Below are 20889 nucleotides of genomic sequence, written 5' to 3'. Positions count from 1 at the left end.
TTAGCCTTTATCTACTTCGCATAACTTCGTTGTCCTCAAAAAAACCTTCCTCATGTATATCTATATACACTCGTCGCTTTTTTATCGTCCGCCTTGTTCTGCTTGCATCTAAAGACTAAGTATAAAATACAGGCTCCCTTGTCTTGCTCCTCCCTTTGAGAAAACATTCGCTTTATCTTTACGAATGTTTCTGCACCGAGCTTGCTTAAAATGGAGGTTGGGAGGGATTTACATTTCTCTTAACTGTCACTGCGAGAAGCGTAGCGACGAAGCAGTCTATTACACCTCGTATAGCTCGCTTCTAGCCAAAAATCACTCCTTTCGTCGTTCAAAATCATCCTTGTACTGCTCGCTTTTGAGAAAAATATCCCGTCATTGCGAGGAATAACGTGACGAAGCAAGCTAGTCTTACTTGTTCAGATCTGCTTCGTTCTTCTGCGTCAACCTTCCTAAAAAGATGCCTCACATACTTACATGTATGCCCGGCACTTGTTTAGTCAGCTTTCCTTGAATAACTCGCATCTCAAAAGCATAAGTCATCGTCTTTGCGAGAAGCGAAGTTACGAAACCTTTCGAAGCGAAGCGCAGAAATGCCGACCTTATTTCGGCATCATCTATTCTTGCTTCTTTTATTAATATGTTGAAATATAAGGTACTGCTAAAGATTCATTATCTATTGGTTGGTCGTATTACACTTTATGCTCATTTGAAGCTGCAACAAAGTTTTTATGGCGTTATCAATTATAGAACAAGTTATTTCTTGCTCATCAATATCATATTTTCCATCTTCCAATGACATTTTTACAGATTCAAATGTTGCGACTGCCTCTTTAAGGACATTGGCGGATTTTAGAAAAAGATCAGTATTTTTATCTTTTGAAAGTTCAGGAAGTTCATATACAAAGCAGTTCAGCTCTGAACTAATCTGCTGTAATGTTTCTAATGCTCTAAATTCAATTAAAAGACCCAAAAAACTTTTTAATCTGATAGTTCGTGTACTGTCATGACAGAGACGCTTTATAAATGCTTCATTATGTCCGGAGATATCAGCAATTTTTGAGTCTCTTACACCATTTCTGTGTAATTCTTTTATAAGAATCATTCTAATTTGACTTGCAAATAAATCATAATCTTTTTTCATTTCTCACCATATTGGGGAGGTTTTATAACTATCGCTCACTATAAAAAAATAATAGCACACATATGATAGTAATGTGCAAGACGCACAATAAAAAAAATGGAGTCCAGAATGACAGACAGAAAAACCAGCCCGAAAGCGGCAACGGCAGCATCCAAAGTTCTTACAAATCCCAATACGTCAAAAAACAGTAAAACAGCAGCAGGAAGTGCATTATCACAAGCCGCTGGCAAGAAGAAGTGAGGTTAGAGTGGCAGTTTATAATGTAACATACGATCTTAATGCTACAGGGCAAAACTATGATGGATTAATCGCTGAAATTAAAAGATCTGCAAGCTGGTGTAAATATCAAAAATCCGCATTTTTGATTTATACTGGTGAAACGGCACAACAAGTATGTGACAGGCTTAAACCATTCATTGATAAAAATGATTATCTACTTGTTATAAACTGCTGTGGAAGTCGTCAAGGTTGGCTTTCACAAGAAGCTTGGGATTGGATAAACAAATATGTCCCTAGTTGCTAGAGGAGGGCTAACGCCCTCTTTTAGTTTAATATTACATATTTTATTTTAAAATCATTTACGTCTTCATCTCATATCAAACATATGCCCTTCTTCGGTTTTTCAAAACAGTATTAAACAAAGCTTTTTATGTAATTCATAAATTCTGCATATTTCAGACGCATTTATCACATCATATTTTCCCTTTATAGGCATCGAGTATTGCTTTAAATTTCCGATATATAAGTTACTCAAGGAGGCTCGTATGGACTTAACTACACTTGCGATGGCGGGAACGGTGCTTTCAGCCGGAAAGATACTCTATGAAGTCGGCTCAGCAGTCAATAACATGTTTTCTGACGATGACGAGACAGAAGCAGCAGCGCCCACAGTGCTGAGTGGTCTTACCCCAGAGGGTGTAAACAATGCAGTGGAAGGCAGCGAAACCGGCTCTGTAGTTGATTTTAAAGCGTAGAACACAAAATAGTCTGATTTTCCATACGACCTTAACACATTTTAAACGCCCCCCAGAAGCCATTCTGGCACAATAATTGATATCTCCGTATTCATTGATAATACGGAGCACTCGAATGAAGAATAATGAATTTTTTGTGGTGATGATCTCGGCATTGGCTCTATGTGGTTGTGCCACAGGTGCCAAGTATGACAACGACGCAATATCTAAAAGTTATAAGCATGAAGTTGAGGAATACAACAAAGCAAAAGAAGAGCGCAAACTCTCTCAAACGCCGTCTCTCTGGACGAACGGTGGCAACAACAGCAGTCTCTTTCTGGATTATAAGACCAGAAGTATAGGAGAGATCATCACAATTAATATTATGGAGTCTTCATTCTCCACAAATTCAGTGGATACCAATACCACTAAAGAAGAGACTACCACAAGTTCCGCAGATTCAATCTTCGGCATACCCATGAGCAAGAACAGTACAAATGCAAATTCAAACAGCAAGTTCAAGGGTGGTGGAACAAGGAAGAAGAGTGACTCTGTAACAGGTACAATGTCCGCACGGGTAGTGGATATTATGCCGTCCGGTAATGTTGTGCTGGAAGGACATAAAGAGATTCTGGTGGACAACCAGCAGCAGACCATAACCCTGAGCGGCATAGCAAGGCTTAAAGACATAACACTTGATAATACAATCAACTCCACCGATCTGGCGGATACTAAGATATCATACAACGGCAAAGGACAGCTTTCCCTTGCCAGTATACCCGGTTGGCTTCTTTCGATTCTTGGGTGGATATCACCTTTCTAAGATACGATTTGTCCCGTCACTGCTGACGCTGAAAAGGTCAGGCGGACTTCTGTTCTGTCTGACCTTTTTTTATGACCAAACCCAAATGTGAATAAATTGTGTAAACTACTCATGTATGTGGAAAATGTGCATAAAATAAGGAGGTCATTTTTTCCGCGCAGGGGGTAATTCTTTCCTAAAATAAAGGGAAATTCAGTTTTAAGAAAAACACTGAAAATGGCACGTATGTTGCTTTTATATAGCTATGAAATGAAAGATAAGTAATTGTGAAGAAAGCGTGAATTCTCTTTGAGCAAGAGATGTGCATAGAAAAATAATTATATAAGGAGGAGCATATGCAAGTTGCAGGCTCAACGGCAGCGATTGCCCAAACTAACGAGGTTAAAAATAACCAAAGCGTGAAAACTGCGCCGGCGCAGAAGGCACCCATTCAGGAGTATGACAAAGCGGAGATATCCGACAGTGCCAGAGCGATGATGGCAGCGGCTCAGAAAGGGAAATAAGCATTTCTGACAAACACCGCCTAAAAGCCGCAGAAAAGCACAGAAGAAACAAAATCTGACCTCTTTTCTGCGGCATTCTGGAAAATAAGGACAAGATGCCCAGCCGGGCATGGATTTGATGAAAAACCCGTTTGCAGGACACAGTGAAGTTGCGTCCTGCTGACACGAAAAGGAGACAACATGCAAAGATCGTTATGGTCGGCAGCATCGGGTATGACAGCACAGCAGATGAACATAGATGTGCTGTCGAACAACCTGTCAAACGTAAATACTGTCGGCTTTAAAAAATCCAGAGCATTCTTTGAAGATCTCTTTTATCAGGAACTGAAGGCGGCGGGAACCTATTCGGCGGCGGGTATGTCCCACCCCACAGGTATTCAGGTCGGTCTTGGTACCAAGGTTTCTGCGGTTGAAAAGGTGCATACTCAGGGCAGCTTACAGACGACGTCGGTGGAGACCGACATCGCGATAGAGGGCAAAGGTTATCTGCAGTTCACTCTTCCAAACGGAGACGTTGGTTATACAAGGTCGGGTTCGCTGAAAATAGACGCGAACGGGAACCTGACCAATGAGAACGGTTATCTTCTTGAACCTGCGGTGACGATACCCGACAACACCTCATCTATATCTATAGGAGAGGACGGTATCATAAGCGTTACACTCAGCGGCGAGACGGAGCCACAGGAGGTCGGGCAGATAGAGCTTGCAGAGTTCATAAACCCGTCCGGTCTAAGGTCCATCGGTAAGAACTTTTATATGCCTTCAGGCGCCAGCGGCGAACCTGTGACAGGTACCCCCGGAGAGAGCAACTTCGGCACAGTGGAGCAGGGTACGCTGGAGATGTCAAACGTCAGCGTGGTTGAGGACATGGTCAACATGATAACGGCTCAGCGCGCCTACGAGATAAATTCAAAGGCGATTCAGACGTCCGACGACATGCTGCAAATACTCAATAATCTGAAAAGGTAATAACTATGCTTAGGTTTCTGTTTCTTTTTTCCGCGATGATTCTTTTCAGCGGATACAACTACATTGGCAACGAAGTGCTGATAGATTCCGATTGCATCAAAGTTGCGGATGTTTTTGAAGGTTCCGACATTGACGAGAACGTCGTATGCGGTCTGGACTACGGTCAGGTAAAGATCGTCAACAGGCTTATGAGCCAGACGCTTATCACAAAATACGGTCTCAAAGGTGAAGTAGCAAAAGAAGTTGTTTTCAGGCGTAAAGGTGTGCTTCTCACCGAAGAGAGACTGAGAGCGGATATGAAAAATCTGCTGGTGATAATGTATCCGGATATGGAAATAGAGATAGATGCCGTCAGAATGGGCAGACCTTATTATCTGCCTGAGAATATGCAGTATACCATAGACATTCCGCGCAACAGGTTCGGAGATATCTCGGTAACGCTGGACAACGGCGCACGAAAATACACCTACAGCGTGTCTATCGTGGCTTATTCGGATGCATATGTTGCAATCAAGCAGATCAATAAGGGCGACAAGCTTATTCCGGATGAAAACGTAAAGCTGAAGAAAGTAGACCTTTTCAGAGCCAGAGGCAATGTCATGCACGATATCGAGGGATATTCAGCCCGAGCATATATCGGAGCCGGAAAAATCATCACTGAGAACATGGCGGACAGAAAGCCTGATGCGGCGAAAGGCTCTCCTGTTTTCATTCTGAAAGATCCCAAGGATGAACCGAAGGCTATGCAGGGAACGCTGCTTGAGGATGCGTATCTGGAAAAGAAGGTGCATGTGCTGGATATCAACAGCGGAATGATACTTACGGGAACATATGTTGAGGCAAAAAAAGTGCTTATAGAACGTCAGTAAGGAGGCGTTTATGAAACGGTTATTATCTGTGCTGATCTTTGTTTTAATGGTGCAGAATGCTTACGCGCTTGTAAAGGTGCGGGATATATCGAACGTAGAAGGGATAAGGGACAACCAGCTACTCGGTTACGGGTTGGTTGTGGGTCTTAACGGAACAGGCGACAAGAGCGGTACGGCGTTCACAACTCAGTCGCTTGCGAACATGATGGAGAGAATGGGCGTGTCCGTTTCAAAGGATTCAATGAAGATAAAGAACGTCGCGGCAGTTATGGTCACTGCGAAACTGCCGCCATTTGCAAAAGCAGGTTCCAGAATGGACGTGGTGATATCGTCTGTTGGCGATTCAAAAAGCCTTGAGGGCGGAACACTGCTTATGACTCCGCTCAGCGCTTCAAACGGAACCGTGTATGCCGTGGCGCAGGGTCCCGTATCAGTTGGCGGAATGAATGTTTCCGCAGCAGGAGCAGGTGCAATCAAAAACCATCCGACGGCGGGAGCGATACCGAACGGAGCCATAATTGAACAGGAAGTTCAGTATCAGATGAATGAAACTAACATCGTGCTGAACTTCAAAGAGAATAACCTTTCAAATCTCGTCAGGGCAAAGGACGCTATCAACAGCATTATAGGCGAGAAGGTCGCAGATATAACGTCTCCGTCAACTATGGTCATAAACGTTCCGGAGGCACAGAAGACAAACTATTACAGTTTCATGGACAAGGTGCTGAACACGGAGATAGAACCTGCCGACCTTGCCAAGGTTATAATCGACGAAAGAACCGGAACAATAGTAATGGGTGCGGACGTGCGGATAAGTACAGTTGCGGTGTCACACGGGAACCTGACCATCACCGTTAAATCCACAGTAGATATGTCGAAACCTGCTGAACCGTCGCAGAAGACTGAAGTGGGAGTAAACGAAGATAAGGGACAGCTTATGATAATACCAGAGGCTCTCAGCATAAGTGACCTTGTGAAAGCTCTGAACTCTGTGGGGGTTACCCCCAGAGACATGATATCCATTTTGCAGGCTATAAAATCAGCGGGAGCGCTCCACGGCGATCTTCAGCTTATGTAACGGCATATAAAATACGTTGTACGGCGGTGAATATCGGGATATTATCCTGTAAATCTCAGAGGATAAATCTATGAAATATAACCTCTCCGTACCACACTTGAGCAACGATAAACGCGAACTGAAATATATTGCCGAAGCGATGGATAACAGGAACATCGGTCCGGTGGGAAGATTTATTGCGGAGTTTGAATATGCTGTGAAGAAGCTCACCGGCGCAGGCTATGCGCTGGGTGTCATAAACGGAACGTCCGCCCTGCACCTTGCTCTCACTGCCATGGGAATAGGGAAGGGAGACGACGTGATGGCATCCACCTTCACATATATCGGTTCCGCCGCGCCCATAATGTATGTGGGAGCGAATCCGGTGTTCATCGACAGCGAAGGGGACACATGGAATCTTGACCCGAATCTTCTTGAGGACGCACTTAAAAAGCGTGTTAAAACGCCGAAGGCGCTGGTTCTGACACATATATACGGTCAGCCTGCGAATATGGACGACATCCTTATGGTGTGCGACAGATTCGGGGTTCGGCTGGTGGAGGATTCAGCAGAGGCTATAGGAGCCACCTTCGACGGCAGGCAGTGCGGAACGTTCGGCACTGCGGGTATATTTTCGTTTGCTGGCAATAAACTGCTGACAGCGGGCGGGGGCGGTATGCTTCTGACCGACGATAAGCACCTGATAGAGACAGCGTCATATTTTGCGTCCAATGCGCGTGAACCCATGATGCATCACGAGCATAACAGTATCGGGTATAACTATCGGCTGAGCAATCTCCACGCGGCTGTGGGGCTTGCACAGATGGAACTTGCCAACGAGCGCATCGCGGCAAGGCGCAGGATTTTTGAACAGTACAGGAAGGCCTTTGCCGGAGACAGCCGAATAACACTGATGCCTCAGCACCACAAGGCGAAAGGTAACAGATGGCTTACTGCTGCGCTGTTTGAAGGTGTTGAACCCAAAATGCTGATGGTGAAACTTGCAAATCAGGGGATTGAGACGCGTCCGCTCTGGAAACCGATGCATACTCAGCCTGTTTTCAAAGATGCGGACAGATATGTCAGCAGGGTATCCGAGAAGCTTTTTGAATCGGGGCTTTGCCTGCCGTCTTGCTCAACCATGTCCGACGATGATGTGCGTGCGGTTGCGGCGGAAGTTATCGGTATGCTTGATATTATCGGCTGATGGAGAATTCCGCCAGCAGGTCGTCCATAAAGCGTTTGTCACTGTCGTCTGCGTTATAAAAGAAGAATTTACCGTATGCTCTCTGTACGTCGAGCATTGAGATTATGAATGTGTATTCCGCTTCAATATATTTTGTTCGTGCGTTGAAATGCTGGGTTATCAGAGCCTTGCGCTCTGAATATTTTCGGAGTGCCGTAAGGTCTTTGAATTTTTCATCCGCTTTTTCCATCGCCGCTTTTTTCAGAACATAGTCGTGTCCGGCAAGAACCGCCTTGTCTATTGCCTTGGCGATACTTTCTTTCACCACTTCCTTTACCTGTGCTTTTCTGTTGAAATAGGTCAGCAGTTCCGACTGCTTTTCCGACAGTTCATTCTGTTTTTTTGTGCCGTCGAAAAGCGGGATAGATAGCTTAAGGCTCATATTCCACTGGTTTTCGTCCATAGTTTTGAAATATTCCGGATCTGTGTCCTGCCCTTCAAAATATCGTGTGTATTCTCCGTTGATGCTCACGTCGGGAACGGTGAATTTCCTTTGTGCGGAGAGGATGTCGCGCTTATTTATCTTTATGAATTCGTCAAGCGCCATAAGCTGAGGCGACGAAGAGAGAGCCTTGTCGGAAAATTTTGATACCAGTGTTTCTATGTTGACGCCCTCTGTTGAAAAGAGGAGCATCAGCTCATCGTTAAGCTGTGTTGCGAAGATCACTTCATAGGGCAGAAAAGTATAGCTGCCAGTATTTTTTATGTCTGTGACAAGATCTATATCTGTAAGCACTGACTGAAGAGAGCCTCTTACGGCAGTGTCGTCCAGTTTGTATATCTGGCGTATTTTGAATTTTGCCGCTGCGTCGGAGTATTGTTTGTTGGCTTCCGCATATGCATTAAGAAGAGTTCTGTATCTGATAACGCTGCAGTATCTTTTTGTGGCATCGGCAATAATGTCAGTACGCAGAACCTCGGCGACCAGCCTCTGTGCCTTTGCCCTGTTTTCGTTTGTGGACATTGCGGCAAGCTTTGAATCGGAGAATAGAACCTGACTAAGGCGAACTTTAGCACTGGGTATCTTATAAAGCGGAATATCTTTAAAGTCGTCTCTGGATTTATCCGCGGAGCTCATTGTTGCCGAAGCCCTTACGCTTGGCACAAAGCTTTCCAGTGCTTCGTCTATCTTGTCAATTGCTGCGTCCCTGTCCTGTTTCACAAGGTTATATTCAGCATCCTGCGAAAGCGAGCTGTCGATAACCTGAGACAGCAGCAGGGTGTTCTCCTGTGCAAAAGCTGATACTGCGGTGAGCAGAACGAAAAGAATAAGCAGTCGGTTCAATCTCGCCTCCGTGTATGCTTACGATTATATCTATGATGATTGCTAAAGTGTCAAGAACGTTCGGGGAAAAAGCACATTGCAGATAAAATAAGTTCGTCTGATATTATAAATATCAGGAGAAGAAAATGCTTACTTACGATTATGTATTTCCGCTTTTGAACGGACAGATGCAGGATCTGATGGAATACGAAGGCAAGGTGGTGCTGATTGTCAACACCGCGAGCAAATGCGGGTTTACCCCGCAGTATGAGGGGTTGGAAGAACTTTACAGACAGTTCAGAGACGAAGGATTTGTAATCCTCGGTTTTCCGTGCAACCAGTTCGGCGAGCAGGAGCCGGGAACGGAGGACGATATAACAAATTTTCTGGAATGTAACTATACCGTGACCTTTCCCATATTTAAAAAGGTGCTGGTGAACGGTGAAAACGCCAACCCGCTCTTCAAAAAACTGAAAGATATGGCGCCCGGAACAATGGGGACAAAAGATATAAAATGGAATTTCACTAAATTTCTGGTGAGCCGGGACAGAAAGAATGTAATTCGGTTTGCCTCAACAAAAACACCTGACAGTATCCGCGGTTATATTGCGGATGAGCTTATGAAAATATAAAGCCGGAGCGGAAATGACCGCTCCGGCAGTTTTTTGTTTGTTTAAAGGTACTTTCAAGGTACCCAGCGAAGCATGAAAAACGGAAACTAGTAGCGGTTTCCGCCGCCGTATCCGCCTCTGCCTTCGCGTCCGCCTCTTCCCTCACGTCCTCCGCCGCCGGAGCGTGCGGGGGCGTTCCTGTCTGGGGCGGGCTTCGTTAACAGTAAGGGGTCTGCCGATAAAATCTACACCGTTAAGTTCTTCGATGGCAGCGGCTCCCTGCTCATCGTTTGCCATTTCAACAAAAGCGAATCCTTTTGAACGTCCGCTTTCGTGGTCTGTGATGATTCTCACAGAGCTTACATCGCCGAACGACTCGAACATATTGCGAAGTTCGTCCTCTGAGGCTTTGTAAGGAAGGTTTCCTACATAAATGTTCATGATACTTCTGCTAGTCCTATAAACTTATTTCGCCATGCCTTGCCAATCGAAAACCGGTCATGGCGAAGGTTGAGCGGTGTCCGATCTCTGCCGTCCCCGAAGGGGGCGAATTCCTGTTAACGGCTTCAAAGCCCTTGCCTGTGGCAGTTTGAGCAAATCCGCCGTATCATACCGAAAAAGTAACAGAGAAATTGAACGTTCGCAAGTTTATTTGAGCAGACCGTGTTCAACGGTCTGCTCCGTGAATAACGATATTATGAGAGTTTTACTTTTCTGACAATGATTTCATCACGCTGTACACCCCTGTGATATTTGATCGCAGGTTCACCTAAAAGTAAGGCGTATGACAGCTGTACGTCGTCTTCGATACCGATGTTTGTGAGAATTTCAGGGAAGGCGGCAGTAAGCCACATAACAAATCCTGCCCAGACTGTTCCGACACCGAGTGAAGCCGCAGCAAGTTCGGCGTAGGTAAGTGCGATGAACCCGTCCGCAAGGGGTGTCGGGGCTGTTTTCGGCGTTACTGAGAATATTATGTGGGGTGCGCCGCGGAAAATAATGTCTTTTCCGTTTCTGAAATGTTTTGCCATTACACCGAAGATAGCGGTATGTTCGTTCAGTTTGCCCTCTTTATCCGCTTTTTCTATGACGGATATAACCATCTCTTTGAATTTGTCCATCTGCTCTCTGCTGTCAACAACAACAAGCTGAACCTGATGGTCGTTCTTTCCAGTAGGGGCGTTAGCGGCGGCTTTGGTTATTTTGTCCAGTTTTTCTGCGGATACGTCTGTATTCTTAAATTTTCGGACAGTACGTCTTGTGCGGATGAGCGCGTCGACCTGTTCAAAGTCCGCTGCTTTGTCAGGGCTTACGCAGGTATCGGGATCCACACCCAATATGGACACTGCCGCTGTGGGACAGATGGCGAGACAGTGCTGGCATTTGTAGCACTTCTTCTCGTTCTCAGGTTTTATGAAGGGTATTTTGTCCGTGAGCTCGATTATCATTGCGGGGCAGTCTGCCACGCATGCCTTGCATGATGTGCATTTGGATTCGCTTACAATAAAATTTAACATATATTACCTCATTATATCCCGAATGCCTGCTCAAGTTCAGGCGGCAGTTCGGGTCTTCCTTTGCTGTTTACAGCGGTTCCTGTAATTCTCCCCTTCAGCACAAGTTTGCCGTCGGAGTTAAAAATGTCCTGTACGAAGGTGAAGCGGAGTTTCGATTCCCGCTCAACGTCAACGCAAACGGTAAAAGTGTCGCCGCTTCTGAGCGAAGATTTATATTCAAGCTCCGCCCGGATTACCACCATTATTATGCCTTTGGCGGTCATTTCTGCGAAATCTATGCCCAGAGTATGAAGAAACTCGTGGCGGGCATGCTCCAGATAGTTCATGTAGGTTGCGTTGTTGACGATACCCTCCATGTCACATTCGTAGTCTCTTACTTTAAAATCGAGCCTGAATCTGCTGTCTTTCATATCTCCTCCTCTAAAGCATTTTTGCGCGGTGCATGAATTCTTCGCGTATGAACGTTATCAGAGTCTGTGCCGACTGCGACCTCAGATTCTGTGATGTGACTATGGAAAGAGTATTATCCGGCAGTGGCGGCATGTTTGTGAGTCTGGTATAAACCCCTTCGTCGCCAAGCACACGGGAGACGCCCACAGGAGAAACCGCTATGCCCGCGCGCACTGCTGAGAGCAGTGCAAAAACGCTGGTGGCAACAAACGCTATGCGGTATGGTATCCCCGCCTCTTCAAGAGCGTTTATGCTCCATTTTCTGATATGGCACCCTTCGGGATATACTGCCAGAGGCAGAGGGTTCATCTTTGTTGCGCACATGCAGCGGGATGCGACCCATACAACCTTTTCTGTGTATATCTTTTCAAACGGTTCCGGCATGTCGGCGCATATGGCAATGTCCAGATCGCCGCTGTCTATCTTTCGGAGCATGGTCTCTTTCATGTATGTGGAGAAATCTATTCTGCTGTTGGGGTATCTGGAATAGAATCTGCGCAGTGCGTTCGGCAGAAACGAGGAAGCGTAAAGCTCCGGCGAACCGATGCGGATGTGGTCGTAAATGTCAGGATTGGCGATGACGGACAGTGCGTCGTCGTGGGCTTTCAGTATGCGCACGGCATGCTCAAGCAGACGCTCGCCGGTGGGGCTTATGGAAAAGCTTTTCCCCTGTTTAATGAACAGATTTCCCGTCTGTTCCTCCAGACGCTTCATCTGCATGCTCACTGCGGACTGGGTCATGTTCAGAAGGCATGATGCCTTCGTATAACTGTTAACCCTAGCCACCGTCACAAAAGTCCTTAACAGGTCTATAGATAGTTCCATTCATCACCAAATTTGATAGAAAACATAAAATACATTCGTTTGACTGATGGGTTTTTATACAGTAGAAAATTATAAATTGTAACAGGAGGTGTGTTATGCAATCGCAGATTGAAAGAAGAGAGGAGATTTTTACGCTGGCGAAACAGATGAGAGCAAAGTTTCCTGAGTTTGAAAAAAACATGATGGCGAACGACGCTCTTGTTTACAGCGACGGCGCACTTCCCCAGTCTGTCAAGAGGATGATGGCTATGGTGGGCGCTCTGGTGAGCAGATGTGAGGGGTGCATACTTTCCCAGACCATGCGTGCAATAGACAGCGGGGCAACTGCGGCGGAGATAATCGAGGCGTGTCACGTTGCCATGATGCTTGGCGGAACCATGGCACTCGCCGAAAGCACGAAGGTTCTGGCTCTTCTTAAAGAAAAAGGCATGATAGATTAAAAAATAAGGGGCGGAATAACCGCCCCACTGTCTTTATATGAATTTTGCCGCCTGATCAAGTGCGTCGTCAATATGCGGACAGATGTTCTCCCGTCCTATCTTTTCAACGAATTCAGCTTTCTCGAAAGTATGCATTAAAGCGGGTGAAACACCGGACAGTATCAGGCGTATTCCTTCACTGTCAGATTTTTTCAGCACCTCTTCAAGAGCCATCACTGCCGTTGCGTCAACAAACGGTACCGTACGCATACGAAGGATGATGACCTTCGGTTTCTTTTTTACGATGCGCAGGGTGTCCTTGAACTGATTTACCGCGCCAAAGAAGAACGAACCGAATATCTCGAATATTTCCACCCCTTCGGGTATCCTGTCCTTGCTGAGAACGTCGTGTGCCTCGTATTCTTCATTAACCTCTTTGCCGAGGTTTTTGACCTCTGTTGCCACCGCCATACGGTTCATGAACAGCAGGGCAGAGAGCACAACGCCTGTTTCGATGGCAACCGTAAGGTCGATGAACACAGTAAGCAGGAATGTTACGACCATTATGAGTATATCGGCGGGCGGGCTTTTCAGAAGTTTCAGGAAATGCCGCCATTCGCTCATGTGGTATGCGACTATTATGAGAACCGCCGCAAGGGTCGGCATAGGGATGAGTTTTGCCCATTTACCGAAGAACAGCAGAATGAAAAGCAGTGTGAACGCGTGTACCATTCCCGAAATTGGGGACGTTGCCCCGTTCTGTATGTTCGTTGCGGTTCTGGCTATGGCTCCCGTTGCTGGTATGCCGCCGAACATGGGGGAGAAGAAGTTTGCAACACCCTGACCCACAAGCTCCATGTTGCTTCTGTGGCGGGTGGATGTCATACCGTCTGCAACCACGGCGGACAGCAGGGATTCTATCGCCGCCAGCAGGGCTATTGTTATTGCGGAGGGGAACACCGCTGTTACTATGTCGAGGTTAATTGTCGGGAACGCAGGCAGAGGCAGTGACGACGGAACGTCGCCGAACTGTGTCTGTATGGTGTCCACCGGCAGTTTGAAGATGGTAACTACTGCCGTGGTGACGATTATCGCAAAGATGGATCCGGGGATCTTTTTGGTAAATTTCGGCATTATCAGTATGATGGCAAGCGCTGCCGCCGCAATCGCTATGGAGTATGAGTTGAATGTCGACGCCGATTCAAAATATGCCTGAACCCTGTGGACAAAGCTTGCTGACGCCGGATGCGAGTCCAGTCCGAATATATCCTTAATCTGTGTTGTGCCGATAATAAGAGCGATTCCCGATGTGAAGCCAACAGTCATGGGGTAGGGGATGAATTTTATAACGCCACCCAGCTTGACCGCGCCCATTGCCACAAGCATGATGCCCGCAAGCATGGTTGCAACGGCAAGCCCGTTGTACCCGAACTTAACCACTATTTCGTATACCACCACAATGAAAGCGCCTGTGGGACCGCCTATCTGTACCCTGCTTCCGCTTAAAAGGCTTATTATGAAACCTGCGATGATGGCTGTGAAAATGCCCTGCTCCGGTTTAACCCCCGAAGCGATGGCGAAAGCGATGGCAAGAGGCAGTGCGACTATGCCCACCGTTATGCCGGAAACAGTGTCCTTAACCAGCCGTTTTGAGTCGTAACCCTCTTTAAAACAATCATAAATTTGCGGGATTAAACGAGAACTCATCGGATATAAACCTCCCTATCCGTATAATTCTTCGTTTGTGGTAGAAATCGTGGGGTCGGATGGCTTTAAACCATAAGTTAAAAATAGCGGGTTAAAGTCAGGTGGCCTCAGACAGGTACCAAAACGGTAATCATATCCTTGACGTTGTGAAACTTCGATAAATTAGTAAAAAGTAATAAAATATGCAAGTAAAATCTATGCATGAAAAATGAAAAAGATTTTTAACTGAAATAGAATAGCCGTTTTAAAAAATATGCTGTCAAAAAAACTGTGTCTTGCTATAATGCGGTCATTCAAAAGGATTAAAGAGGGCAATCAATATGGACAGAGTTACTTTGGCTGTGGGCGGCGGGGGAGCCTCCACTCAGTCATTTATTTCGGACGTGATATTTTCAAAGCTCGGCAATCCTCTGCTGAAAAAAGCGGCTGATGCGGCTCTGGTTGAAACAACAGGCAGAACAGCGTTCACCACTGACAGCTTTGTAGTGCGTCCTGAATTTTTTCCCGGCAGCGACATAGGCAAGATAGCCGTTTGCGGAACAGTGAACGACCTGCTTGTGTCCGGTGCCATACCCGAATACCTGTCGTTCGGTCTCGTTATCCCCGAAGGATATCTGCTGAAAGACCTTGAAAAGGTCATCGACAGTATGGCGGCAACCTGTGAAAAAGCGGGTGTTAAGATAGTATGCGGTGACACGAAGGTTGTTGAAAGGGGCGCTCTTGACGGGCTTATAATAAATACCAGCGGAATAGGAAGGTCGGTGAAGGATTACACCGATTATGCGAATATAAAAGATGGTGACAGGGTCATTCTGACATCCGATGCGGCAAGACACGGCATGAGTGTGCTTCTGGCTCGCGGCGAGCTTGGGTTCGACGGCGAGATAGATTCGGACTGCGCTCCGCTGAACGACGTTTTCGAGGCGGTGCGTCCGTTCGACGTGTCGTTTGCAAGGGATGCCACCCGCGGAGGCATTGCGGCAGTGCTTAATGAGATAGCCGCCATGTGCGGTGCCGGTTTTGTTATGGACGACGACAACATAAACGTGCGTGAGAATGTTCGCTACCTCTGCGACATGCTGGGCTTTGACCCATTGTCGGTTGCCAACGAGGGTTTAGCTGTTATAATAATCAGAGAGAAGGACGCGGAAAAGGCTCTGGAAGCGCTGAAAAAAACCGAAAACGGAGCGGGTGCGGCAATAGCCGGAACTGTTACTGCCGACGGCAAGGTTGTACTTAAAACCTCCATCGGCGGACGCAGATTTATAGAAATGCCCAGAGGAGAGCTTTTACCTCGGATATGCTGACGGTTTCAGGATGAAACCCGCTTGCGTGAGCGAGTGAGGCTTTGCCGAAATGAGCGTTAGCATATTTTCTCCATGGAAGGAGAAAATATGTAATTTCATCAGTATGCCTAGAGGAGAGCTTTTACCTCGGATATGCTGAAGGTTCATGTTTATTCTCCCTCCTTTAGCAAAAGGAGGGGAGGGGTGGATTTGATTGATATTGAATGTAAATCCCCCTTAATCCCCCTTTTTTAAAGGGGGAGATAAGAAATGCAATAAGGACATGTTATGATAAAGATAGACTGGGAAAAACAGAGCGGACTTATACCCGCTGTTGTGCAGGATGCGGAGACCAAAACCGTGCTGATGCTTGCGTATGTGAACGAAGAGGCGCTCAGGCTCACTTTTGAGACAGGCTATGCTCACTATTATTCCAGAAGCCGCAACGAACTCTGGAAAAAGGGAGGCACCTCCGGACATGTGCAGAAGGTTGAACAGGTGCGGCTGGACTGCGACGGCGATACGCTGCTTTATATAGTCCACCAGACGGGACCCGCCTGCCACACAGGCGCTAAGAGCTGTTTTTTCACAGTGCTTGACAAAGCCGGAGACAACTTATAATGGCAGGTCTTCTTTTAGGTGTGGATGCCGGAGCGGCAAACCTTAAAATAGTTGAACTGAAAGAGAAAAAAGGCGAATACAGCCTTAAGAATATATTTCTGCGGCAGATGCCCGCAGGGGTGATTGTCGACGGCACGGTTCTGGATCACGGCGCCGCCGCACATGTTATAAAAGATAGCCTTGCCCACGCTAAAGGCTTTGCGAAGGATGCCGCGCTTGGCATGCGCGGACGCGACACTGTTGTGAAGCATATGGAGATAGCGTGGAACGGTAAAGGGAATTTTCAGGAATCGTTCGTCTGGAATGCTGATCAATATATAGGAATTGCGTCTTCTAAGGCGACTTTTGACGCTCAGCTTCTTTCATATGATGCCGAAAAAGGGATGGCGGACGCTGTTGTTGCCGCCGCGAACAGGGACAAGGTCGCCGACTGTATAGCCATGGCGGAACTTGCCGGGCTGAAACCGGTCGTCGTTGACATAGAAGCGCTGGCGCTGGTCAATCTCGCTTCAAATGTTTTCGGGCGCAAAGCCCACCCCAACGCCATAATAGACCTCGGACACGACTGCACGAATATAATATTTTACGATAACGGCTTTGTGGACATGGTGAAATCCATTCCAAAAGGATGCAAGTCTCTTCTGGAGGAGATAGCGCAGGATATGGATGTGGATATTGACAAGGCGGGCGAGATAATCCGCGATAAAGAGGTCATGACAAACGACGTCGATGCACAGGCGGCTGCCATGTCGTTCGGGAGCAACCTTGGCGCGGAGGTTGAAACCGCCGTTGAAACATACATAGCGGACAGACGCAAAGAACCTGTGGATATACATATCTGCGGTGCCGGAGCGAACGTTCAGGTGCTTGTGGATCAGATGGAGATAGCCATGCGGATGTCGCTTCCCCAGCTCAATCCGTTCGCCCGTATAGAGGTGCCTGAACAGCTTAAACCCATCGTGGATAAGGCGGGAGCGCATGCTTTTGCCGTTGCGGCGGGACTTGCCATGAGAAAGGCATGAAGAAACTCTTTCTGCTGTCGATTCTGCTTTCTGCGCTTTACGGATGTTCTTTCAATAACCTTAATGACGAAGCGGCTGAAGCCGCCACCAGACTTAAAATCGCCACGCACATTGACGTAAGATCAGCACGCAAAGGCGACACTCTCACCGTTGACTTTAATGTCAGCGGTCAAATGAAAAATTTCACATCAACAATTGATGAATCAGGTAAAAACGTTGTTGTCAGAACGGAAGATATCAGCGTTTACATTATCAAAAACGAACTTGCCAGCCCTCTTGCGGAGGTTCAGCCGTGGCTGGATGCAGACAGCAACTATATGGTCAAGATGAGGCTGAATCTGAAATGCAGTATGACCCGCGTGGATACGGACAAGGGATTCCGTCTGATATTCAAACTGCTTGAACCGGACAGAGAATACGACGCTATGCAGGCTTTCGGAACCTGGCAGCAGTCATATGCCGCCGCAACCAGACTTGCAGGTATAAAAAATAAAGCGTCATCAACTGAAATGACATTCGACGGCACACCCGTTTATTCGACAGGCAATAACGGCAATGCCGATTATATGGACATCTACGGAGTGCGGATACCCGCCGGAAATATCAAATACGACGGCGTGGTTTCCTCGGACGTTGCGGGCGGAAAGACCAGACTGATCTTTAAAGGTAATGCCTCTTTCTGCATTGACGGAACGCATATGACGCTGGGTAAAAACTGCGGCGGCGGTTATATCTCTTTGTTCGGCGTGACCAAGCGGAAGGATAATAAAGGAAATGAAAAATTCATGTTCAGGCTGACAGGCAGACCGGAGATAACCGTTAAGACCATAACTGGCGTAACGGGACTGGGTATGAAGAATGTCAGGCTGTTCGGCACAGGACTGGTCAGGTATGATGGCGACGCTGTATTTAAAACGGAAGTGCGCCGAAGCGGCGGGCTTACATGGATAGTGTTTGTGCATGATCCTGCGTATAAGTTCCGCAGATTCTATTCATCCGGCGACGTGCTGAACGTCGTATTTTATAAGGGCTGATAAATGGATAAACTGAAACTGTTCATCATTGCCGGCGAGAAATCCGGCGACAACCATGCATCCGCAATGGTGCGGGAGCTGAAAAAGATATGTGATGTCGAGTTCGCAGGAACCGGCGGAGCAGGACTTAAAGAGCTGGGGCAGAAACAGTTTTGCGATATAAACGATATGAACGCCATCGGCATTGACGAGGCGCTCAGAAAACTGCCGTTTCTGTTCAAAGTGAAAGATAAGCTCATCGCAGAAATGAAGGCGGACAGACCGGACGCGGTTATTCTGGTGGATTATCCCGGATTTAATCTGCGCTTCGCCAGATATGCGAAAGAGCTTGGTATTCCGGTCATTTTCTATATCTCACCGACATTCTGGGCATGGAACTATAAAAGAGTGCATAAACTCAGGCAGTTCTGCGACCTTGTGCTTTGCATCTATCCTTTTGAGCCGGAACTTCTGAAAAAAGAGGGCGTTAACGCGTCCTATGTCGGAAATCCGCTTAAGGGACAGATAAATATCAAATGCGCCGATAATGGGGAATTTCTCGAAAAAGGGCATTTTGACGGTGAAAAACCTGTGATAGGTCTTTTGCCGGGCAGCCGACGCAGAGAGGTGGAATCTCTTCTGCCCCTGATGGTGCAGACGTCAAAACTCCTTCCGCAGTATGACTATGTTGTGGGAGTTGCGGATACCATTGATGAAAAGCGGGTGAGAGAGCTGATCAAAGGTACGAACATCCGGCTTGCCACGGGACTGACTCACGATATTATGAAATATTCGCACCTGCTCTGGATATGTTCCGGAACTGCAACTCTGGAGGCGGCGATAATCGGAACTCCGATGGTTCTGCTTTATAAGACGGGAACGCTCACCTATATGCTCGGACAGCTTCTGTTCCGCCTGAAATTCATAGGTATGCCGAACATCATAATGAAGAGGGCGGTGATCCCCGAACTGATACAGGGCGACGCAAACGTCCGCGCGCTGGCGAATTTTACAAAGAAGATAGAAGAAAACTACGAAACTGTAAGAAATGACCTCGCCTCTGTAGGCAGTTATTTTCCCGATACAGACTCTTCTGCGGACACTGCCGCGGAAATTTATTCCTTTCTCAAAGACCTGAAAAAAGGAAATTAATTCCTTCTGCTTTTAAAAAATCCTTAACTATCAATCGGTGCCTGTTTGGCACGATTTTTTCTAACACATTGACGGAGGTGCCTAATGGAGAATCTGTCAATGTTAAAACTTTTCAATTCGGCGGTGAAGGCGGCGGCAACTCAGTCGTCCGGTTCATCCTCTTCCACAGGCTCGTCATCATCAGCCTCGGATAGCGATAAAGCCGGATTTGAAGACGTTTTCAAATCCTATCTGGATAAATCAGGCTCCTCTGCATCGAAAAAGACGGAGGTCGTTACGACCGAAACGGTTGCTGATGCACAGCAGACAGCAGCGGCAGAGCTTGCCGATAATGCACAACTGACAGTACAGGACGCAGACACGCCCGAAAAGGTGATTGATAGTCTTAATATAAGCGATGAAGCGAAAACCGAACTTAAGAATATGCTTGCAGAAGCGGACACACAGGAAGAGGCGGACGCTTTTGTCCAGCAGCTTCTAACAATGCTCCAGCAGACGGGAATGACAGTTGAGCAGGTTGAGGATGTAATGACCGACCTTGCATCATCCATCATATCTCCTTCTGCGGGTACACAGCAGCAGGCTTCATCAGTTATTCTTGAATCGGTTCTGGATTCAATCGTAAAAATTCAGGATTCCGGTCAGGAACCCACAGCCAAATTCGTACTCCCAGAAAAATCAGAAACTTTGAAACTGCTTGTTGTTGATCAGACAGTGGAAAAACAGCAGGAGCATGCTTCGGAAAAACCTGCCGTTGTTCAGCAGTCAGGAGAAAAGGCGGAGAACAGTAAGTCTGCCACGGAGCGGGCGGTTCAGCAGTCCGCCGAACCAGAGGCTGCGGAGGCGGAGGCAGAACCTGAGAGCGGAGTGAAAGTTATCACTGCACAGGCAGAAACCGCAGAAGCGGAGGAAGCCGTTATCGACCTTGCCGCAAAACGCATTGAGGCAAAGGCAGACGCCCAGCAGCACAATACAGGTGATTTTTCCGCAAAGACACCCATGACAGAAAAAGTGATCACCAGCGAAATAAAAATAGAGAAACCGCAGGACATAATGAAGTTCGCGGAACTGGTGGAGATAGCCAAATCCCAGAACGTAAGCAAAATCAATGTTCAGCTCAACCCGCAGGAACTGGGAAAGGTTAACATCGAACTTACGGAACATTCCGGCAAGGTCACAGGCAAAGTGACTTTTGAATCGGAAACTGCGAGAAACTATTTCTCAAACAATATGGAAGCGCTTAAGCAGCAGCTTGCGGATAAGGGAGTGGTCATAGAGAACCTTGAGTTTCTCTTTAAAGATTTTGACCACCATGAATTCGCAGGATGGGAAAACGGACAGAAGAAGGGCGGATCATCATCCGGCTCCGGTTCTTCTGACGGTGCATTGACAGAAGAAGAAGCCGTTCAGGAAGAGAACGGTTCTGTAATATACGCCTGAA

At 47.0% G+C, this 20889-nt stretch carries 24 protein-coding genes; 17 read left to right on the top strand and 7 right to left on the bottom strand.

Annotation, left to right across the window (positions count from 1 at the left end):
• Nucleotides 1-673: 673 nt before the first annotated feature.
• Nucleotides 674-1141, bottom strand: a complete 468-nt coding sequence (locus LRY47_RS07270; RefSeq protein WP_295223761.1) for a hypothetical protein — start codon at nt 1139-1141, stop codon at nt 674-676.
• 108 nt (nt 1142-1249) lie between these two features.
• Here LRY47_RS07270 and LRY47_RS07265 point away from each other — a divergent pair, with 108 nt between their 5' ends.
• The 9 genes from LRY47_RS07265 to LRY47_RS07225 all read left to right on the top strand — a co-directional run bounded on the left by LRY47_RS07265 (nt 1250) and on the right by LRY47_RS07225 (nt 7522).
• Nucleotides 1250-1381, top strand: coding sequence for a hypothetical protein (locus LRY47_RS07265; protein ID WP_295223760.1), 132 nt, complete (start codon nt 1250-1252; stop codon nt 1379-1381).
• A 7-nt stretch (nt 1382-1388) separates the two neighbouring features.
• On the top strand, nt 1389-1664 hold the full coding sequence (locus tag LRY47_RS07260; protein ID WP_295223759.1) for a hypothetical protein: 276 nt from the start codon (nt 1389-1391) through the stop codon (nt 1662-1664).
• 241 nt (nt 1665-1905) lie between these two features.
• Complete coding sequence (locus tag LRY47_RS07255; protein ID WP_295223758.1) at nt 1906-2115, top strand: hypothetical protein; 210 nt, start codon at nt 1906-1908, stop codon at nt 2113-2115.
• A 115-nt stretch (nt 2116-2230) separates the two neighbouring features.
• The gene (locus LRY47_RS07250) at nt 2231-2917 is read left to right on the top strand and encodes a flagellar basal body L-ring protein FlgH (protein ID WP_295223757.1); all 687 of its coding nucleotides are present in this window, start codon (nt 2231-2233) and stop codon (nt 2915-2917) included.
• Between the two features lie 335 nt (nt 2918-3252).
• Nucleotides 3253-3420, top strand: a complete 168-nt coding sequence (locus LRY47_RS07245) for a hypothetical protein (RefSeq protein WP_295223756.1) — start codon at nt 3253-3255, stop codon at nt 3418-3420.
• A gap of 180 nt (nt 3421-3600) precedes the next feature.
• A complete protein-coding gene (gene flgG, locus LRY47_RS07240) occupies nt 3601-4389 on the top strand; it encodes a flagellar basal-body rod protein FlgG (protein WP_295223755.1) in 789 nt (262 codons plus the stop codon).
• A gap of 5 nt (nt 4390-4394) precedes the next feature.
• Complete coding sequence (locus LRY47_RS07235; RefSeq protein WP_295223754.1) at nt 4395-5258, top strand: flagella basal body P-ring formation protein FlgA; 864 nt, start codon at nt 4395-4397, stop codon at nt 5256-5258.
• A 10-nt stretch (nt 5259-5268) separates the two neighbouring features.
• The gene (locus LRY47_RS07230; RefSeq protein WP_295223753.1) at nt 5269-6336 is read left to right on the top strand and encodes a flagellar basal body P-ring protein FlgI; all 1068 of its coding nucleotides are present in this window, start codon (nt 5269-5271) and stop codon (nt 6334-6336) included.
• Nucleotides 6337-6406: 70 nt separating this feature from the next.
• Nucleotides 6407-7522 carry a DegT/DnrJ/EryC1/StrS family aminotransferase gene (locus LRY47_RS07225; protein ID WP_295223752.1) on the top strand — a complete coding sequence of 372 codons (1116 nt, stop codon included), beginning with the start codon at nt 6407-6409 and terminating at the stop codon, nt 7520-7522.
• Here LRY47_RS07225 and LRY47_RS07220 read toward each other — a convergent pair.
• Nucleotides 7512-8846, bottom strand: coding sequence for a TolC family protein (locus LRY47_RS07220; protein WP_295223751.1), 1335 nt, complete (start codon nt 8844-8846; stop codon nt 7512-7514). The two genes, LRY47_RS07225 and LRY47_RS07220, sit on opposite strands and share 11 nt — an antisense overlap.
• Nucleotides 8847-8971: 125 nt before the next feature.
• Here LRY47_RS07220 and LRY47_RS07215 point away from each other — a divergent pair, with 125 nt between their 5' ends.
• A complete protein-coding gene (locus LRY47_RS07215; protein WP_295223750.1) occupies nt 8972-9457 on the top strand; it encodes a glutathione peroxidase in 486 nt (161 codons plus the stop codon).
• Between the two features lie 141 nt (nt 9458-9598).
• Here LRY47_RS07215 and LRY47_RS07210 read toward each other — a convergent pair whose 3' ends face one another.
• The 4 genes from LRY47_RS07210 to LRY47_RS07195 form a co-directional block, all read right to left on the bottom strand.
• Nucleotides 9599-9877, bottom strand: coding sequence for an RNA-binding protein (locus LRY47_RS07210; RefSeq protein ID WP_295223749.1), 279 nt, complete (start codon nt 9875-9877; stop codon nt 9599-9601).
• Nucleotides 9878-10131: 254 nt separating this feature from the next.
• The gene (locus LRY47_RS07205) at nt 10132-10953 is read right to left on the bottom strand and encodes a nitroreductase family protein (RefSeq protein ID WP_295223748.1); all 822 of its coding nucleotides are present in this window, start codon (nt 10951-10953) and stop codon (nt 10132-10134) included.
• Between the two features lie 11 nt (nt 10954-10964).
• The gene (locus LRY47_RS07200; protein WP_295223747.1) at nt 10965-11363 is read right to left on the bottom strand and encodes an acyl-CoA thioesterase; all 399 of its coding nucleotides are present in this window, start codon (nt 11361-11363) and stop codon (nt 10965-10967) included.
• A 10-nt stretch (nt 11364-11373) separates the two neighbouring features.
• Nucleotides 11374-12228 carry a LysR family transcriptional regulator gene (locus tag LRY47_RS07195; protein ID WP_295223746.1) on the bottom strand — a complete coding sequence of 285 codons (855 nt, stop codon included), beginning with the start codon at nt 12226-12228 and terminating at the stop codon, nt 11374-11376.
• A gap of 95 nt (nt 12229-12323) precedes the next feature.
• On the opposite strand from LRY47_RS07195, the gene LRY47_RS07190 reads away from it, so the two are divergent.
• Nucleotides 12324-12668: a carboxymuconolactone decarboxylase family protein gene (locus tag LRY47_RS07190; RefSeq protein ID WP_295223744.1), complete on the top strand. Its 345-nt coding sequence runs from the start codon at nt 12324-12326 to the stop codon at nt 12666-12668.
• Between the two features lie 33 nt (nt 12669-12701).
• On the opposite strand, the gene sulP is transcribed toward LRY47_RS07190, so the two are convergent.
• Nucleotides 12702-14354 (bottom strand): sulfate permease, encoded by a 1653-nt coding sequence (gene sulP / locus LRY47_RS07185; RefSeq protein ID WP_295223742.1) that lies wholly within the window; start codon nt 14352-14354, stop codon nt 12702-12704.
• A gap of 320 nt (nt 14355-14674) precedes the next feature.
• On the opposite strand from sulP, the gene hypE reads away from it, so the two are divergent.
• The 6 genes from hypE (at nt 14675) to LRY47_RS07155 (ending at nt 20888) form a co-directional block, all read left to right on the top strand.
• Nucleotides 14675-15661, top strand: a complete 987-nt coding sequence (hypE, locus tag LRY47_RS07180; RefSeq protein ID WP_295223741.1) for a hydrogenase expression/formation protein HypE — start codon at nt 14675-14677, stop codon at nt 15659-15661.
• Between the two features lie 267 nt (nt 15662-15928).
• The gene (gene hisI, locus LRY47_RS07175) at nt 15929-16261 is read left to right on the top strand and encodes a phosphoribosyl-AMP cyclohydrolase (RefSeq protein ID WP_295223740.1); all 333 of its coding nucleotides are present in this window, start codon (nt 15929-15931) and stop codon (nt 16259-16261) included.
• Nucleotides 16261-17283: a pilus assembly protein PilM gene (pilM, locus tag LRY47_RS07170; protein WP_295223738.1), complete on the top strand. Its 1023-nt coding sequence runs from the start codon at nt 16261-16263 to the stop codon at nt 17281-17283. The genes hisI and pilM overlap by 1 nt, the downstream gene beginning before the upstream one ends.
• Entirely contained in the window at nt 17280-18317 is a 1038-nt protein-coding gene (locus LRY47_RS07165) for a hypothetical protein (protein WP_295223737.1), read from the top strand. The genes pilM and LRY47_RS07165 overlap by 4 nt, the downstream gene beginning before the upstream one ends.
• A 3-nt stretch (nt 18318-18320) precedes the next feature.
• Complete coding sequence (gene lpxB, locus LRY47_RS07160) at nt 18321-19448, top strand: lipid-A-disaccharide synthase (RefSeq protein ID WP_295223735.1); 1128 nt, start codon at nt 18321-18323, stop codon at nt 19446-19448.
• 84 nt (nt 19449-19532) lie between these two features.
• Complete coding sequence (locus tag LRY47_RS07155; RefSeq protein WP_295223733.1) at nt 19533-20888, top strand: flagellar hook-length control protein FliK; 1356 nt, start codon at nt 19533-19535, stop codon at nt 20886-20888.
• Nucleotide 20889 lies beyond the last annotated feature (1 nt).

Source organism: Seleniivibrio sp., assembly GCF_021209385.1.
Taxonomy (GTDB): domain Bacteria; phylum Chrysiogenota; class Deferribacteres; order Deferribacterales; family Geovibrionaceae; genus Seleniivibrio.
The sequence above is the reverse complement of the archived record's forward strand: the minus strand, read 5'-3'. Positions and strand labels throughout refer to the sequence as shown.

What these genes read in the sequence shown, in the direction of transcription:
- LRY47_RS07270 (WP_295223761.1), bottom strand. Translation starts at nt 1,141, where the DNA reads ATGAAAAAAGATTATGATTTATTTGCAAGTCAAATTAGAATGATTCTT.
- LRY47_RS07265 (WP_295223760.1), top strand. Translation starts at nt 1,250, where the DNA reads ATGACAGACAGAAAAACCAGCCCGAAAGCGGCAACGGCAGCATCCAAA.
- LRY47_RS07255 (WP_295223758.1), top strand. Translation starts at nt 1,906, where the DNA reads ATGGACTTAACTACACTTGCGATGGCGGGAACGGTGCTTTCAGCCGGA.
- LRY47_RS07250 (WP_295223757.1), top strand. Translation starts at nt 2,231, where the DNA reads ATGAAGAATAATGAATTTTTTGTGGTGATGATCTCGGCATTGGCTCTA.
- LRY47_RS07245 (WP_295223756.1), top strand. Translation starts at nt 3,253, where the DNA reads ATGCAAGTTGCAGGCTCAACGGCAGCGATTGCCCAAACTAACGAGGTT.
- flgG (WP_295223755.1), top strand. Translation starts at nt 3,601, where the DNA reads ATGCAAAGATCGTTATGGTCGGCAGCATCGGGTATGACAGCACAGCAG.
- LRY47_RS07235 (WP_295223754.1), top strand. Translation starts at nt 4,395, where the DNA reads ATGCTTAGGTTTCTGTTTCTTTTTTCCGCGATGATTCTTTTCAGCGGA.
- LRY47_RS07230 (WP_295223753.1), top strand. Translation starts at nt 5,269, where the DNA reads ATGAAACGGTTATTATCTGTGCTGATCTTTGTTTTAATGGTGCAGAAT.
- LRY47_RS07225 (WP_295223752.1), top strand. Translation starts at nt 6,407, where the DNA reads ATGAAATATAACCTCTCCGTACCACACTTGAGCAACGATAAACGCGAA.
- LRY47_RS07215 (WP_295223750.1), top strand. Translation starts at nt 8,972, where the DNA reads ATGCTTACTTACGATTATGTATTTCCGCTTTTGAACGGACAGATGCAG.
- LRY47_RS07210 (WP_295223749.1), bottom strand. Translation starts at nt 9,877, where the DNA reads ATGAACATTTATGTAGGAAACCTTCCTTACAAAGCCTCAGAGGACGAA.
- LRY47_RS07205 (WP_295223748.1), bottom strand. Translation starts at nt 10,953, where the DNA reads ATGTTAAATTTTATTGTAAGCGAATCCAAATGCACATCATGCAAGGCA.
- LRY47_RS07200 (WP_295223747.1), bottom strand. Translation starts at nt 11,363, where the DNA reads ATGAAAGACAGCAGATTCAGGCTCGATTTTAAAGTAAGAGACTACGAA.
- LRY47_RS07195 (WP_295223746.1), bottom strand. Translation starts at nt 12,228, where the DNA reads ATGGAACTATCTATAGACCTGTTAAGGACTTTTGTGACGGTGGCTAGG.
- LRY47_RS07190 (WP_295223744.1), top strand. Translation starts at nt 12,324, where the DNA reads ATGCAATCGCAGATTGAAAGAAGAGAGGAGATTTTTACGCTGGCGAAA.
- sulP (WP_295223742.1), bottom strand. Translation starts at nt 14,354, where the DNA reads ATGAGTTCTCGTTTAATCCCGCAAATTTATGATTGTTTTAAAGAGGGT.
- hypE (WP_295223741.1), top strand. Translation starts at nt 14,675, where the DNA reads ATGGACAGAGTTACTTTGGCTGTGGGCGGCGGGGGAGCCTCCACTCAG.
- hisI (WP_295223740.1), top strand. Translation starts at nt 15,929, where the DNA reads ATGATAAAGATAGACTGGGAAAAACAGAGCGGACTTATACCCGCTGTT.
- pilM (WP_295223738.1), top strand. Translation starts at nt 16,261, where the DNA reads ATGGCAGGTCTTCTTTTAGGTGTGGATGCCGGAGCGGCAAACCTTAAA.
- LRY47_RS07165 (WP_295223737.1), top strand. Translation starts at nt 17,280, where the DNA reads ATGAAGAAACTCTTTCTGCTGTCGATTCTGCTTTCTGCGCTTTACGGA.
- lpxB (WP_295223735.1), top strand. Translation starts at nt 18,321, where the DNA reads ATGGATAAACTGAAACTGTTCATCATTGCCGGCGAGAAATCCGGCGAC.
- LRY47_RS07155 (WP_295223733.1), top strand. Translation starts at nt 19,533, where the DNA reads ATGGAGAATCTGTCAATGTTAAAACTTTTCAATTCGGCGGTGAAGGCG.